This is a genomic window from Streptosporangium heterodermiicola (assembly GCF_051390675.1).
Taxonomy (GTDB): Bacteria; Actinomycetota; Actinomycetes; order Streptosporangiales; family Streptosporangiaceae; genus Streptosporangium.
Genome location: NZ_JBPJSR010000025.1, coordinates 26,403 through 38,648 on the forward strand (window position 1 = coordinate 26,403; position 12,246 = coordinate 38,648).

At 70.4% G+C, this 12,246-nt stretch carries 12 protein-coding genes; 8 read left to right on the forward strand and 4 right to left on the reverse strand.

Annotation, left to right across the window (positions count from 1 at the left end; genetic code table 11):
• Window positions 1-220: 220 nt before the first annotated feature.
• Window positions 221-1,336, reverse strand: coding sequence for a globin domain-containing protein (locus ACSC1Q_RS36185; RefSeq protein WP_436763230.1), 1,116 nt, complete (start codon window positions 1,334-1,336; stop codon window positions 221-223).
• A gap of 489 nt (window positions 1,337-1,825) precedes the next feature.
• Between ACSC1Q_RS36185 and ACSC1Q_RS36190 the strand changes: the two genes are divergently transcribed.
• Window positions 1,826-2,512: a gamma-glutamyl-gamma-aminobutyrate hydrolase family protein gene (locus tag ACSC1Q_RS36190; RefSeq protein WP_436763231.1), complete on the forward strand. Its 687-nt coding sequence runs from the start codon at window positions 1,826-1,828 to the stop codon at window positions 2,510-2,512.
• Window positions 2,513-2,536: 24 nt separating this feature from the next.
• A complete protein-coding gene (locus tag ACSC1Q_RS36195; RefSeq protein ID WP_436763232.1) occupies window positions 2,537-3,460 on the forward strand; it encodes an alpha/beta hydrolase in 924 nt (307 codons plus the stop codon).
• Between the two features lie 116 nt (window positions 3,461-3,576).
• Here the strand turns inward: ACSC1Q_RS36195 and ACSC1Q_RS36200 are convergent, their stop codons facing one another.
• The 3 genes from ACSC1Q_RS36200 to ACSC1Q_RS36210 form a co-directional block, all read right to left on the reverse strand.
• Window positions 3,577-3,993 carry an SRPBCC family protein gene (locus tag ACSC1Q_RS36200; protein WP_436763233.1) on the reverse strand — a complete coding sequence of 139 codons (417 nt, stop codon included), beginning with the start codon at window positions 3,991-3,993 and terminating at the stop codon, window positions 3,577-3,579.
• A gap of 100 nt (window positions 3,994-4,093) precedes the next feature.
• On the reverse strand, window positions 4,094-5,275 hold the full coding sequence (locus ACSC1Q_RS36205) for an acyl-CoA dehydrogenase family protein (protein WP_436763234.1): 1,182 nt from the start codon (window positions 5,273-5,275) through the stop codon (window positions 4,094-4,096).
• 256 nt (window positions 5,276-5,531) lie between these two features.
• Window positions 5,532-6,140: a class I SAM-dependent methyltransferase gene (locus ACSC1Q_RS36210; RefSeq protein ID WP_436763235.1), complete on the reverse strand. Its 609-nt coding sequence runs from the start codon at window positions 6,138-6,140 to the stop codon at window positions 5,532-5,534.
• A gap of 138 nt (window positions 6,141-6,278) precedes the next feature.
• Between ACSC1Q_RS36210 and clsA the strand changes: the two genes are divergently transcribed.
• The 6 genes from clsA to ACSC1Q_RS36240 all read left to right on the forward strand — a co-directional run bounded on the left by clsA (window position 6,279) and on the right by ACSC1Q_RS36240 (window position 12,236).
• Complete coding sequence (gene clsA, locus ACSC1Q_RS36215) at window positions 6,279-6,875, forward strand: cardiolipin synthase ClsA (protein ID WP_350977386.1); 597 nt, start codon at window positions 6,279-6,281, stop codon at window positions 6,873-6,875.
• Window positions 6,876-6,878: 3 nt separating this feature from the next.
• Window positions 6,879-9,380: a sugar phosphate nucleotidyltransferase gene (locus ACSC1Q_RS36220; RefSeq protein ID WP_436763236.1), complete on the forward strand. Its 2,502-nt coding sequence runs from the start codon at window positions 6,879-6,881 to the stop codon at window positions 9,378-9,380.
• A 351-nt stretch (window positions 9,381-9,731) separates the two neighbouring features.
• The gene (locus tag ACSC1Q_RS36225) at window positions 9,732-10,244 is read left to right on the forward strand and encodes a double zinc ribbon and FHA domain-containing protein (protein ID WP_436763237.1); all 513 of its coding nucleotides are present in this window, start codon (window positions 9,732-9,734) and stop codon (window positions 10,242-10,244) included.
• A gap of 26 nt (window positions 10,245-10,270) precedes the next feature.
• Window positions 10,271-10,921 carry a transcriptional regulator FtsR gene (gene ftsR, locus ACSC1Q_RS36230; protein ID WP_425581855.1) on the forward strand — a complete coding sequence of 217 codons (651 nt, stop codon included), beginning with the start codon at window positions 10,271-10,273 and terminating at the stop codon, window positions 10,919-10,921.
• Between the two features lie 79 nt (window positions 10,922-11,000).
• On the forward strand, window positions 11,001-11,471 hold the full coding sequence (locus tag ACSC1Q_RS36235) for a bifunctional nuclease family protein (RefSeq protein WP_326639501.1): 471 nt from the start codon (window positions 11,001-11,003) through the stop codon (window positions 11,469-11,471).
• Between the two features lie 144 nt (window positions 11,472-11,615).
• On the forward strand, window positions 11,616-12,236 hold the full coding sequence (locus ACSC1Q_RS36240; protein WP_436763238.1) for a MerR family transcriptional regulator: 621 nt from the start codon (window positions 11,616-11,618) through the stop codon (window positions 12,234-12,236).
• The last annotated feature ends 10 nt before the right edge of the window (window positions 12,237-12,246 follow it).

The window sequence follows — 12,246 nt, forward strand, 5'->3', positions numbered from 1 at the left end:
ACGGCTCCGGCAAGGGAGCCGGACGGATGACGCCGACGACGATGCCGGCGGACGGGTCCGTGCGGGTGGCGGTCGAGAGGGGGGCACGGGCTGGGAGGGGGGCCGTCGTGCATGACCATCTCCTTTCGGATTGGGCCTCATGCTGCCATGCCACGCGGTGTCCCGCCGTGCTCTATGAAATTTGCGTGATCAGTTCGGGGTGGTTAGTCCCGATTGTCGTTCAGGGTTCGCCCTGCACGATGTCCCGATGGATGTGGGGCAGCGGCATTCCGCCCCGCTGGAGCCTGCGGACCGCCTCGTTGACCATGGCGGCCGGGCCGCAGACGTAGGCCTCGTGGTCGGCCCACGAGTGGAACCTCTCCATCACCTCGGCCACCTGGCCCCGCATGCCGTCGTACCCCGGCTCGCCGGAGACCACGGGCAGCACCCGCAGCCACGGGAAGGCCGACTCCATCCGCACCAGGTCGGTGAGGTCGTAGAGTTCGGCGGCGGTGCGGGCCCCGTAGAGCAGGTGGACGTTGGGGCGGCGCCCGGAGTCGATCACGTGCTCCAGGATCGCCTTGATCGGGGCCAGGCCGGTGCCGCCCGCCACGCACAGGATGTCGCGCCCCGAGTCGGCGGGCACCATGGTGCCCATCGGAGGGCCCAGCATCAGGGTGTCGCCGATCCGGGTGTGCCGGACCAGCGTGGTGGAGACCCAGCCGCCGGTGATCGCGCGGACGTGCAGGCGGACGGTGTCGTCGTCCCTGGGCGCGTTCGCGATGGAGAACGTGCGCCAGACGCGCGGCCAGCGCGCGGTCTGTACGTTGACGTACTGGCCGGGCGTGTAGGGCAGGGGCTGGTCGAGCCGCAGGGTGACCACCGCGATGTCCGGCGTGCGGATCTCGTGGTCGATCACCTCCGCCAGCCACCAGGCGGGCGACACCCCCGCGTCCGACTCGGCTGACTCGATCATGAGATTGGCGGCGGCGGTGTACGCGGCCACCCACGCCGCCTCTATCTCGTTGTCCCAGATCTCGGCGGCGAAGCGCTTGATCGTGGCGAGGAGCGCGTTGCCGACCGCGGTGTAGTGCTCGGCGAGGACCCCGTACTTGCGGTGGTCGCGGCCGAGCTGGCCGAGGAACGACGCCAGGCTGCCCGGGCTGTCCAGGCTCCAGACGATCCTGGTCAGCGCGCTGAACAGGCGGTCGCGCTGGACGTCCATCGCCGGGGGGAACATCGCCCGCAGGTGCGGGCTCTCGGCGAACAGGCGTCCGTAGAAGTACGCCGCGGCCTTGTCCGCGACGGGTTCGATGACGGAGAAACTCTCCTTGACGAGACGCGGATTCAAAGACATTTAACGAACCCACCCTAATTGACCGGCTCAAAGTCCGATCATGCAGATCCACCTCCCTGACGGCTCCGGGTGACGAGCGACCGGCGGCCCCGGCTCACCTGGTCACTCGAATTTGAGTCTTCCATCACCATGTAGACGTCACAACCGTTTCTCAGCAATATGGTGGGAAATCTAACTATCCGTAATTGAAAAGTTATTTTGCGTGACCAACTAATTGGCGGTGAACAGAATAGGCGAATAATAATCACGTTTGATTTGAAAGGTGACCTTACTGGTAGTAAGCCTTCCGGTCATGGTGGAGTCCCGGGTCGCCGGCGGTGTGAACCGTCCCCGCGGTGAGAGTTGGGGGCTCCTGGCGAGACGACACTGATACCTCGGATGTGTGACATGACCGAAATAGAGTGCGCCATGATAGAGGAGCTGTTGCAGATGGGATCGGTGCTGTCCGAAACAGGTGGCGCCACCCCGCGCACGCCCCCTGGAGAACGCATGTCCCGACCCTTGATCGGTATCACCGCCTACCTTGAGGCCGCCCGCTGGGGCGACTGGGTGAGGGAGGCCGTCCTGTCGCCGCCCTCCTACGCGCGGGCCGTCGAGAAGGCGGGTGGCGCCCCGGTGGTGCTGCCCCCGCTCAACCTCGGCGGGATCGACGACTACGTCCGCGGCCTGTCGGGTGTGATCCTCGCCGGAGGGGGCGAGCTCGACCCCTCCCTCTACGGGGCCGCCCGCGAGGAGCGCGTCAGGGACCCCCAGCCGCACCGCGACCGCTTCGAGCTGGCGCTGGCCCGCGCCGCCGTCAAGGCCGACCTGCCGCTGCTCGCCTCGGGGCGGGGCATGCACGTCCTGAACGTCGCCCAGGGCGGGACCCTCATCCCCTGGCTGCCCGAGGTGGTCGACCACGACCGCCACTCCGCCGCCCGGCCGCACCGCATCCAGATCAGCGTCTCCAGCAGACTCGGCAAGACGCTGGGCGACTCGGCCGAGGTGACCGCGCCCCATCACCAGGCCGTCAAGCGGCTGGGCAACGGCCTGCTCGCCGTGGCCTGGGCCGACGACCAGATCGTCGAGGGCGTCGAGCTGCAGGGGCACCGGTTCGGCATCGGCGTGCAGTGGAACCCCGGGCGCGCCGGGGACGGCCGGCTCGTCGAGGCCCTGGTCGAGGAGGCCCGGCGGTGACGTCCGGCGGGTAAGGTGCCGATCATGCCGTTGCACCCGCAGGCCGAGGCTTACCTGAAACTCTTCAAGACGGACCTCGGCGTCCCGCTCTCCACGCTCACCCACGACATGATCGCCGAGCTGCGGACCCTGGACGCCTTCGCCGAGCAGCGTGGTCCGATCATTCCCCTCCCGGCGGTCAGGGACGACGTCGTCGCGGGCGTACCGGTCCGCGTCTACCGGCCGGAGGAGGGCGACCGCCCCCTCCCCGTGATCGTCTACTTCCACGGCGGGGGCTGGGTCTTCGGGAGCGTCGAGCGCAACGACGCCCTCGGCCGCGACCTCGCGGTGCGCAACGGGGCGGTCGTGGTCTCGGTCGACTACCGGCTCGCGCCCCACCACCCCTTCCCCGCGGCGGCCGACGACGCGTGGAGCGTCGTCCAGGACGTCTTCGCCCGTCCCGGCGCCTACGGGGCCGACCCGGAGCGCGTCGCGGTCTGCGGCGACAGCGCGGGGGGCAACCTCGCGGCCGTGGTCGCCTGGCAGGCCAGGGACGCCGGGCTCGGACTCGCCCATCAGCTGCTCGTCTACCCGGTGGCCGACGTGGCCATGGACACCGGGAGCTACCGCGCCTACGCCACCGGCTTCGGGCTCGGCGCGGACGAGATGGCCTGGTTCGTCGCGCAGTACGGCGGCGACCCGGCCGACCCCCGGCTGGCCCCGGCCCGGCTGGCCGACAAGTCCGGCCTGGCCCCGGCGACGGTGATCGTCGCCGAGTGCGACCCCCTCTGCGACGAGGGCGAGGAGTACGCCGCCCAGCTCGCCGCGGCCGGGGTGCCGGTCGAGGTCAGGAGGTACGAGGGGGCCATCCACGGGTTCTTCGGCCTGCCGGGCTTCTTCGACCAGGCGACCGAGGCGCACGAGTACGCCGCGGCCCGTCTCGCGGAGGCCTTCCGGCAGGCCCGGTAGGCGGAGCCCTCTACGGGAGACCCGCGGGACGGGATCCGTGCCGCGACGTCCACCCGGGACGCCACCCGGCCCCGGACGGCGTGACCGCCCGGTGGCTCCCCGCCGGAGGCGCCCGGTCAGAAGCGCCCGTGCAGGGCGGCCAGGCCGGGCTCGAAGACCCGGTGGACGACGAACTCCACCACCTTCGCCGCGTCGTCGGTCTCGAAGGTGGCCGACCACTCGACGAACGCCCGCCCGCTGTCGGTGACGGGGGCGACCCGGTAGAGGGCCCGGTAGTCGCGGACCGGCAGCGGGCTCTCCAGGATCTCGTACGTCGCCGAGCGCGAGGCGTCGTCGAGGGTGAGCAGCCGCTCCCTGAAGGCTCCGCCGGGGCCCTCCATCCTGCGTACCGCGCCCGGCCGGGCGTCCCCGCCGTCCTCGATCTCGCAGCCGGTGATCCCCGGCAGCCACTCGGCCGCGTTGCCGAAGTCCCGCAGGTAGTCCCACACCTCGTCGGCGGGGGCGTTGATCACCGTGCTGGCGTACGCGGACATCGGTCACTCCTCGCGCTGGGTTCGTCGCCGATGGTCATGCCCGCGCGTGCCGGACGGTAATCGGGGCTCCCGGGTGATCCGGGTGATCCGAATGACCGGGTCAGAAGCTCCTGGGCAGCCCGAGCACCTGGGTGGCCAGGTAGTTGAGCAGGAGTTCCTCGGTGACCGGGGCGACCCTGCCGATGCGGGCGCCGGTCAGCAGGTGGGCCACCGGGTACTCCAGTGAGTAGGCCATGCCGCCGTGCGTCTGGAAGGCGTGGTCCGCCGCCTCCCACGCGGCCTGCGAGGCGGACAGCTTGGCGATGTTGGCCTCGGTGGCGCAGGGCAGCTGCCCGTCGAACAGCCAGGCGGCCTTGTAGAGCATCAGCCTGGCCAGCTCGATCTTCGCCTTGACCTGGGCGAGGGGGAAGGCGATGGCCTGGTTGGAACCGATCGGGCGGCCGAACACCTCGCGTTCCTTGGCGTACTTCACGGCCACCCGCAGCGCCACCTCGGCGCCGCCGAGCGCGGAGGCGGCGAGCAGGACGCGCTCGGGGTTGAGGATGTCCCACAGCACCAGCGCGCCCTGGTCGACCTCGCCGATCACGTTCCGCTCCGGGACCCGGAGGTCGTCGATGAAGACCATGTTGGACGGCGTGGTGTTGGCGCCCAGCTTCGGGATCGGCTGGAAGGACAGCTGCCCGGCGGCGACCGCCTCGGGGACGTTCACCAGGAGGACGGTCATGCCGTTGGAGCGGGGTTTGGCCTCCGCGGCCGGGATGGTCCGGGTGACCAGGAGCATCCAGGTGGCGCGCTGCACGCCGGTGATCCAGATCTTCTGGCCGTTGACGACGAACTCCGCGCCGTCGCGGCGGGCGAAGGTGGAGATGCCCAGGGCGTTGGACCCGGCGTCGGGCTCGGTCAGCGCGAAGCAGGTCTCCAGCTCGCCGGTGGCCAGCTTGGGCAGCAGCTCGTCGCGCTGCCACTGACTGCCGTGCCTGGACAGGGTCATCGCGCCGAACCCGGGGGTGAGCACGTAGGTGAACGCCGAACCCCCGGCCGAACCAGAGGCCGACAGGGTCTCGGTGGCCACGGCCAGCTCCAGCAGGCCCTGACCGCCTCCGCCGTACTCCTCGGGCACGGCCAGGCCGAGCCAGCCGCCCTTGGCCAGGTCCTGCCAGACCTCCTCGGGCCAGCGTTTCTCGGTCTCGCACCGCTGCCAGTAGTCCAGGTCGTAGCGGGCGCAGATGTCGCCGATGCCGCGCTGCACGGCGAGGGCGCTCTCCGGGAGGGTGAAGTCCACGATGATCAACTCCATTCTGGCTGCGGGCGCAATCGTAGAACGTAGTTCGGTATCTCGTGGCGTCCCGGTTCGCGAGCCCGTGGGATCAGGCCCGCGGCGTATCGCGGCGTACGCGGCCACGACGACGTTCACCACCCCGGCCGCGAGCCTGCGGGATCAGGCCCGCGACGACGGCCATGACGACGTCCACCACCCCGGCCGCGGGCCCGTGACGGGCTCGTCACGGACACGGGCTCCCGGCCGCGGGCCCTCGGAATCACGCCTCCTGGGCGGGCTCCAGCCGTGGCCTGCGCGCGTGGTAGACGAAGGCGGGCGGCACGTTGCCCCACACCGTCCGGCCCGTGACGACCTCCTCGAAGGTGTCGATCAGGCGCCTCCTGAAGCGCCGCGCGGGAGGAAGGCGCTTGGCGAAGCTGTAGGCGAAGGTGGTGAAGGCCGTGTGCGGGCCCATGATCTCGGTGACCGCGCCCAGCAGGCGGGCCTGCGTCTCCTCGGAGAACGCGGCCCAGGGGAGCCCGCTCACGATCGCGTCGGCCTGGGGCAGGCCGCGCTCCCGGAGCAACTCGGGCAACCGCGCCGCGTCGTCGACCACGACGTCCACCCCCGGGTTCCTGGCGGCGAGGAACTCGGCCAGCTTCGGGTTGATCTCGACGGCGAGGTGGTGCCCCCGGCCGCCCAGCCGGCGCTGGATCTCCGCCGTGAACGCGCCCGTGCCGGGGCCGAGCTCGACGATCACGGGATCGCCCCGGTGCGGGATCGGCGAGGCCACCGCCTCGGCGAGCCGCCGCGAACTCGGCGCCACCGCTCCAACGGTGCCCGGCGAGCGGATCCACTGCCCCAGGAAGAGCGTGGTGTCATTGGTCATGGTTTGAAGGGTAGAGGGTGCGGGAGGCCGGGCCGTACGCCATCTGTACGCCATCCGACCGTCGCCCGCGCCCGCCATCCACCCGCCCGCAGCCGACGCAGTAGTGTCACCATCAGGTACGGGGAGGGAGATCAGCCGGTGAATCCGGAAGCATCGGGGGCCGAGGACCGAATCTGGACGGTCCCCAACGCGTTGAGCCTGGCCAGGCTCCTGGGAGTGCCGGTTTTCCTGTGGCTGGTGCTGGGTCCGAAGGCCGACGGCTGGGCCGTGGCCCTGCTGATGCTGGCCGGGTTCTCCGACTGGCTCGACGGCAAGATCGCCCGTGCCTGGAACCAGACCAGCAGGCTCGGCCGGCTGCTCGACCCGCTGGCCGACCGCCTCTACATCCTGGCCACCCTGTTCGGCCTCGCCATGCGCGAGATCATCCCCTGGTGGCTGGCGCTGGCCATCCCGCTGCGCGACGTGATGCTGCTGGGCATCCCGCTCATCCTGCGCCGCCTCGGGTACGGTCCCGCGCTGCCCGTGCACTTCCTCGGCAAGGCCGCCACGGCCAACCTGCTCTACGCCTTCCCCCTGCTCTTCCTGGCCCACCATCCCTCCTGGTACGCCGAGGCGGCGGGGATCGTCGGCTGGTCCCTGGCCATCTGGGGCACAGGCCTGTACTGGTGGTCCGGAGTGCTGTATTGGGTACAGGTGCGTCAGCTGACAAGCGAGGCCAAACGCCTTAAGAGGTGATCTGTGAAGGCCGTCGTGATGGCGGGCGGGGAGGGGACACGGCTCCGGCCGATGACCGCGAACCAGCCCAAACCTCTCCTGCCCGTGATCAATCGGCCGATCATGGAGCATGTGCTCCGCCTGCTCAAACGGCACGGCTTCACCGAGACGGTGGTCACCGTGCAGTTCCTGGCGGCCCTGGTCCGTAACTACTTCGGCGACGGCGACGAGCTCGGCATGAGCCTGTACTACGCCACCGAGGACACCCCGCTCGGCACCGCGGGCAGCGTGAAGAACGCCGCCGACCGGCTCCGCGACGACCGCTTCCTGGTCATCTCCGGCGACGCGCTGACCGACATCGACCTGACCGACATGATCCGCTTCCACCGCGAGAACGGCGCGATGGTCACGATCGGGCTCAAGCGCGTCCCCAACCCGCTGGAGTTCGGCATCGTCATCGTCGACGACCAGGGCAGGGTGGAGCGCTTCCTGGAGAAGCCGACCTGGGGCCAGGTCTTCTCCGACACCGCCAACACCGGCATCTACGTGATGGAGCCCGAGGTCCTCGACGAGATCGCGGCCGGGGAGTCCGTCGACTGGTCGGGCGACGTGTTCCCCAGGCTCCTGGAGCGCGGCGCCCCGCTGTACGGCTACGTGGCCGACGGCTACTGGGAGGACGTCGGCACCCACGAGAGCTACCTCAAGGCCCAGGCCGACGTCCTGTCCGGCCGGGTCAAGGTCGACATCGACGCCTTCGAGGTCTCGCCGGGCGTCTGGGTCGCCGAGGGGGCCTCGGTCGACGCCGACGCCGTCCTCAAGGGGCCCCTGTACGTCGGCGACTACGCCAAGGTCGAGGCGGGCGCCGAGCTGCGCGAGTACACCGTGCTGGGCAGCAACGCGGTGGTCAGGGAGGGGGCCTTCCTGCACCGCGCGGTCGTCCACGACAACGTCTACGTCGGGCCCAGCGCCCACCTGCGCGGCTGCGTGATCGGCAAGAACACCGACCTGATGACCGCCGCCAGGGTCGAGGAGGGCGCCGTCGTCGGCGACGAGTGCATCATCGAGGCCGAGGCCTACATCTCCTCCGGGGTCAAGATCTACCCGTTCAAGACCATCGAGGCCGGGGCGGTGATCAACAACAGCGTCATCTGGGAGCCGCGCGCCCAGCGCAACCTGTTCGGCCCCCGGGGCGTCTCCGGGCTGGTCAACGTCGAGATCACCCCCGAGCTGTGCGTACGGCTGGCCAGCGCCTACGCCACCACCCTGAAGAAGGGCGCCTCGGTCATCACCTCCCGCGACTCCTCCCGCGCCGCGCGGGCGCTGAAGCGGGCCGTGATCAGCGCCCTGAACGCCAGCGCGATCAACGTGCTCGACCTGGAGGCGTCCCCCCTCCCGGTGGCCCGCTTCCACACCGCCAGGGAGAACGCCGTCGGCGGCATCGCGCTGCGCACCACCCCCGGCGACCCGCAGAGCGTCGACATCGTCTTCATGGACGAGCAGGGCGCGGACCTGTCGCCGGCGGCCCAGCGCAAGCTGGACCGGGTCTTCTCCCGGCAGGAGTTCCGCCGCGCCTTCCCCGGGGAGATCGCCGAGCTGAGCTTCCCCGCCAGGGCGGTGGAGGACTACACGCACGAGCTGCTGCGCCTGGTCGACATCAGCGGGGTGCGCGACGCCGACATGAAGGTCGTGGTCGACTGCGCGGGGGGCACCTCCTCGCTGGTGCTGCCCAGCCTGCTCGGCCGGGTCGGGGTGGACGTGCTGACCGTCAACAACCGGCTGGACGACGCCTCGCCCACCGAGACCCTCGCCGAGCGCCGCCGCGACCTGCAGCGCCTGTCGGAGCTCGTCAGCTCCTCCAGGGCGGCCTTCGGGGTGCGCTTCGACCCGGTGGGGGAGCGGGTCGCGCTGGTGGACGAGAAGGGCCAGCTGATCAGCGAGGAGCGCGCCCTGCTGGTGGTGCTCGACCTGGTCGCCGCCGAGCGGCGCGGCGGCAGGGTGGCGCTGCCGGTCACCACCACCCGGGTGGCCGAGCAGGTCTGCAGGTTCCACGGCGTCCAGGCCGAGTGGACCTCCACCGCGATCGACGCCCTCACCGCCGCCGCCAGGGGGCCAGAGATGATCTTCGCGGCCGACGGGCGCGGCGGTTTCATCGTGCCCGAGTTCGGCCCCACGGTGGACGGCCTGGCGGTGTTCCTGCGCCTGCTGGGCCTGGTCGCCAGGACCCGGCTCTCGCTCAGCCAGATCGACGCCAGGATCCCCGAGGCCAAGCTGCTGCGCCGGACCGTGCCGACCCCGTGGGCGGCCAAGGGCGCGGTGATGCGCTCGGTCATCGAGGCCGCCGAGCACTACCGCATCGACACCACCGACGGGGTGCGGGTCGTCGCCGAGGACGGCAGCTGGACCCTGGTGCTGCCCGACCCGACGGAGGCGGTCACCCACCTGTGGGCCGAGGGCTTCGACGTCGACTCCGCGCAGACCCTGATCGAGCACTGGGCGCGGGTGGTCGAGGAGGCCGCGGGCGGCTGACGGGCCCCGACCCTGGCCCCGGCGCCGGTTCCCGCCGGTGCGCCGGAGGAGCAGGGGAGGCCGGGAACGGGGCCCGGGGAGGGCGCGAGGGCGCGGGAAAGGGGCCTGGGCGGGGGCTCCGGGCCGAGTGGTTGCCACAAACACAGCGCGGCGCCATGGACCGGGGACAGTGCCCCACTGTAACTTTGTCACCGACCGTACCCGCGGTTCAGCGTCAACCTTGACCTTCGCGCCTCATCACTGTATGTTGCGGCATTCGCAGTCCGAGAAAACACTTGAGAAGCGAAGAAGCGAGGCGCGCATCACTGAGCACCGTTGCCGCGTCTTCGCGGTAGGAGGCCGAGCCGATCGATGCCGAGCGTCTACTGCACGCAGTGCGGTCATGCCAATCCTGAGGATGCCCGTTTCTGTTCACGATGCGGGTCGCCGCTTACCAAAGCCGAGACCCCCGGAGACAGCACATCGACGATCTCCCTCTCCGGGATCGAGGCCTACGAGGCGGAGACAGGTGAGACGCTTCTCGCCGAACGGCAGGCCGTCGAGCAGTTGCCCCCGGGCACCGCGCTGCTGGTCGCGATGCGCGGCCCCAACGCCGGCAGCCGGTTCCTGCTCGACAGCGACCTCACCACCGTGGGCCGCCACCCCGAGAGCGACATCTTCCTCGACGACATCACGGTCTCGCGCCGCCACGTGGAGTTCTACCGGCGCGGCGGCGGGGTCTTCACCGTCCGCGACATCGGCAGCCTGAACGGCACGTACGTGAACCGCGAGCGCATCGAGGAGGTCCCGCTGTACGGCGGGGACGAGGTGCAGATCGGCAAGTTCCGCCTCGTCTTCCTCACCCGCGGCGCCGCTGGAGGATGATGAGCTCGCAGGCCGCTCGTGCGCACATGAGCATCGGGGAGGTGCTCGCTCTCCTGCAGGGCGAGTTCCCCGACGTCAGCATCTCCAAGATTCGTTTCCTGGAGGGCGAGGGGTTGATCGAGCCGGAGCGCAGTCCCTCCGGTTACCGCAAGTTCACCTACGCCGACGTCGAGCGGCTGCGTTACATCCTCAGCGAGCAGCGTGACCGCTACCTGCCGCTGCGCGTCATCAAGGACCATCTGGAGGCGGCCGACCGCGAGGAGCGCCCGGCCGCCAGGCCGCGCGCCGTCCCCGACGACGCGCCCCCCGAGGTCCGGCTCACCCGTGAGGAGCTGCTCGCCGCCGCCGAGCTCGACGAGGAGACCCTCGCCGAGCTGGAGGACTACGGCTTGCTGGCCGCGGTGGCCCGCTACTACGACGCCGAGGCGCTGGCGGTGGCCCGCAGCGTCGGGGCCCTCGCCGCCTTCGGCCTGCGGGCCCGCCACCTGCGGGCCGTCAAGGCCGCCGCCGAGCGCGAGGCGGGGCTGGTCGAGCAGGCCGTCGCCCCGCTCCTGCGCCGCCGCGGCCCCGGCGCCATCGACCAGGCCGACGAGACGGCCAGGGAGATCTCCGGTCTGCTGCTGGAATTGCACGCCTCTCTGCTGCGTTCCGGCGTTCGTGGGGCCCTGGGCCGGTGAGAACCTGACCAGGCACTCGTACCCCCACGAGTGTTACGTTGAACAAACCGGTCGGAATCCAGCGAAGACGGAGCAGCCCGTGTTGCAGATGGAGGTCGTGGGCGTTCGAGTTGAGATGCCCTCCAACCAGCCGATCGTCCTGTTGAAAGAGACGCATGGGGAGCGTTACCTACCTATCTGGATCGGCATGACGGAGGCCACGGCGATCGCCATGGCCCAGGCCGAGGAGCCACCACCCCGGCCGCTCACCCATGACCTGTTCCGCGACGTGCTCGAAGGGCTGGGAGTCCGGCTGAGCACGGTCAACATCGTCGCCCTGCGCGACGGCATATTCTTCGCGGATCTCGTGTTCTCCAACGGGGTCGAGGTGAGCGCGCGCCCCTCGGACTCGATCGCCTTGGCACTTCGCACCGGCGCCCGTATCTTCGCGAGTGAGGACGTGGTCCGGGAGGCCGGGGTGATCATCCCCGACGACCAGGAGGACGAGGTGGAGAAGTTCAGGGAGTTCCTTGACACGATCACGCCCGAGGACTTCGGCCGCGCGGGGTAGGAATTTCGGTGCATTTACGCTTCACGACGCGCCGGGTGGGGTCGTTGACTGGACTTGGCCCCAGTCCTACGGTGCAAGTGAAACCCGCGGTCGTGCGTAAACCCCCAGATCAGGCCGTGGGATGAGAGAAAGCCGGAGGTCCGCGTGGCGGTCAGCAGCGGCGAGGGTAGAAACGCCGATCAGGATGACCCGGAACGGCGCCAGTCGGCACGTCAGCGCGCGGGTGAAGAGGGTCTGCTGTTCGACGGGCAACCGGTGAGGGTGCCCGCCGACATCGGCTACCGCGGTCCCACGGCCTGTTCCGCGGCCGGCATCACCTACCGGCAGCTCGACTACTGGGCGCGCACCGGCCTGGTCGAGCCCACCGTGCGAGCCGCCCACGGCTCCGGCTCCCAGCGGCTTTACGGCTTTCGCGACATCCTCGTCCTCAAGGTCGTCAAGCGGCTCCTCGACACCGGCGTCTCCCTCCAGCAGATCCGCATCGCCGTGCAGCACCTGCGCGACAGGGGCGTCAACGACCTGGCCGGGATCACCCTGATGAGCGACGGGGTGAGCGTCTACGAGTGCACCTCGCCGGACGAGGTCATCGACCTGCTCCAGGGCGGTCAGGGCGTCTTCGGCATAGCTCTGGGACGGGTGTGGCAGGAGGTGGAGGGCTCCCTCGCGGATCTACCGGGCGAACGTGCGGAGTCGGGCGACGGCCCTTTAGGAGGTCATCAGGCCGATGAGCTGGCCCGCCGTCGCAGAGCACGACGAACCGGGTAAACTCGGACCT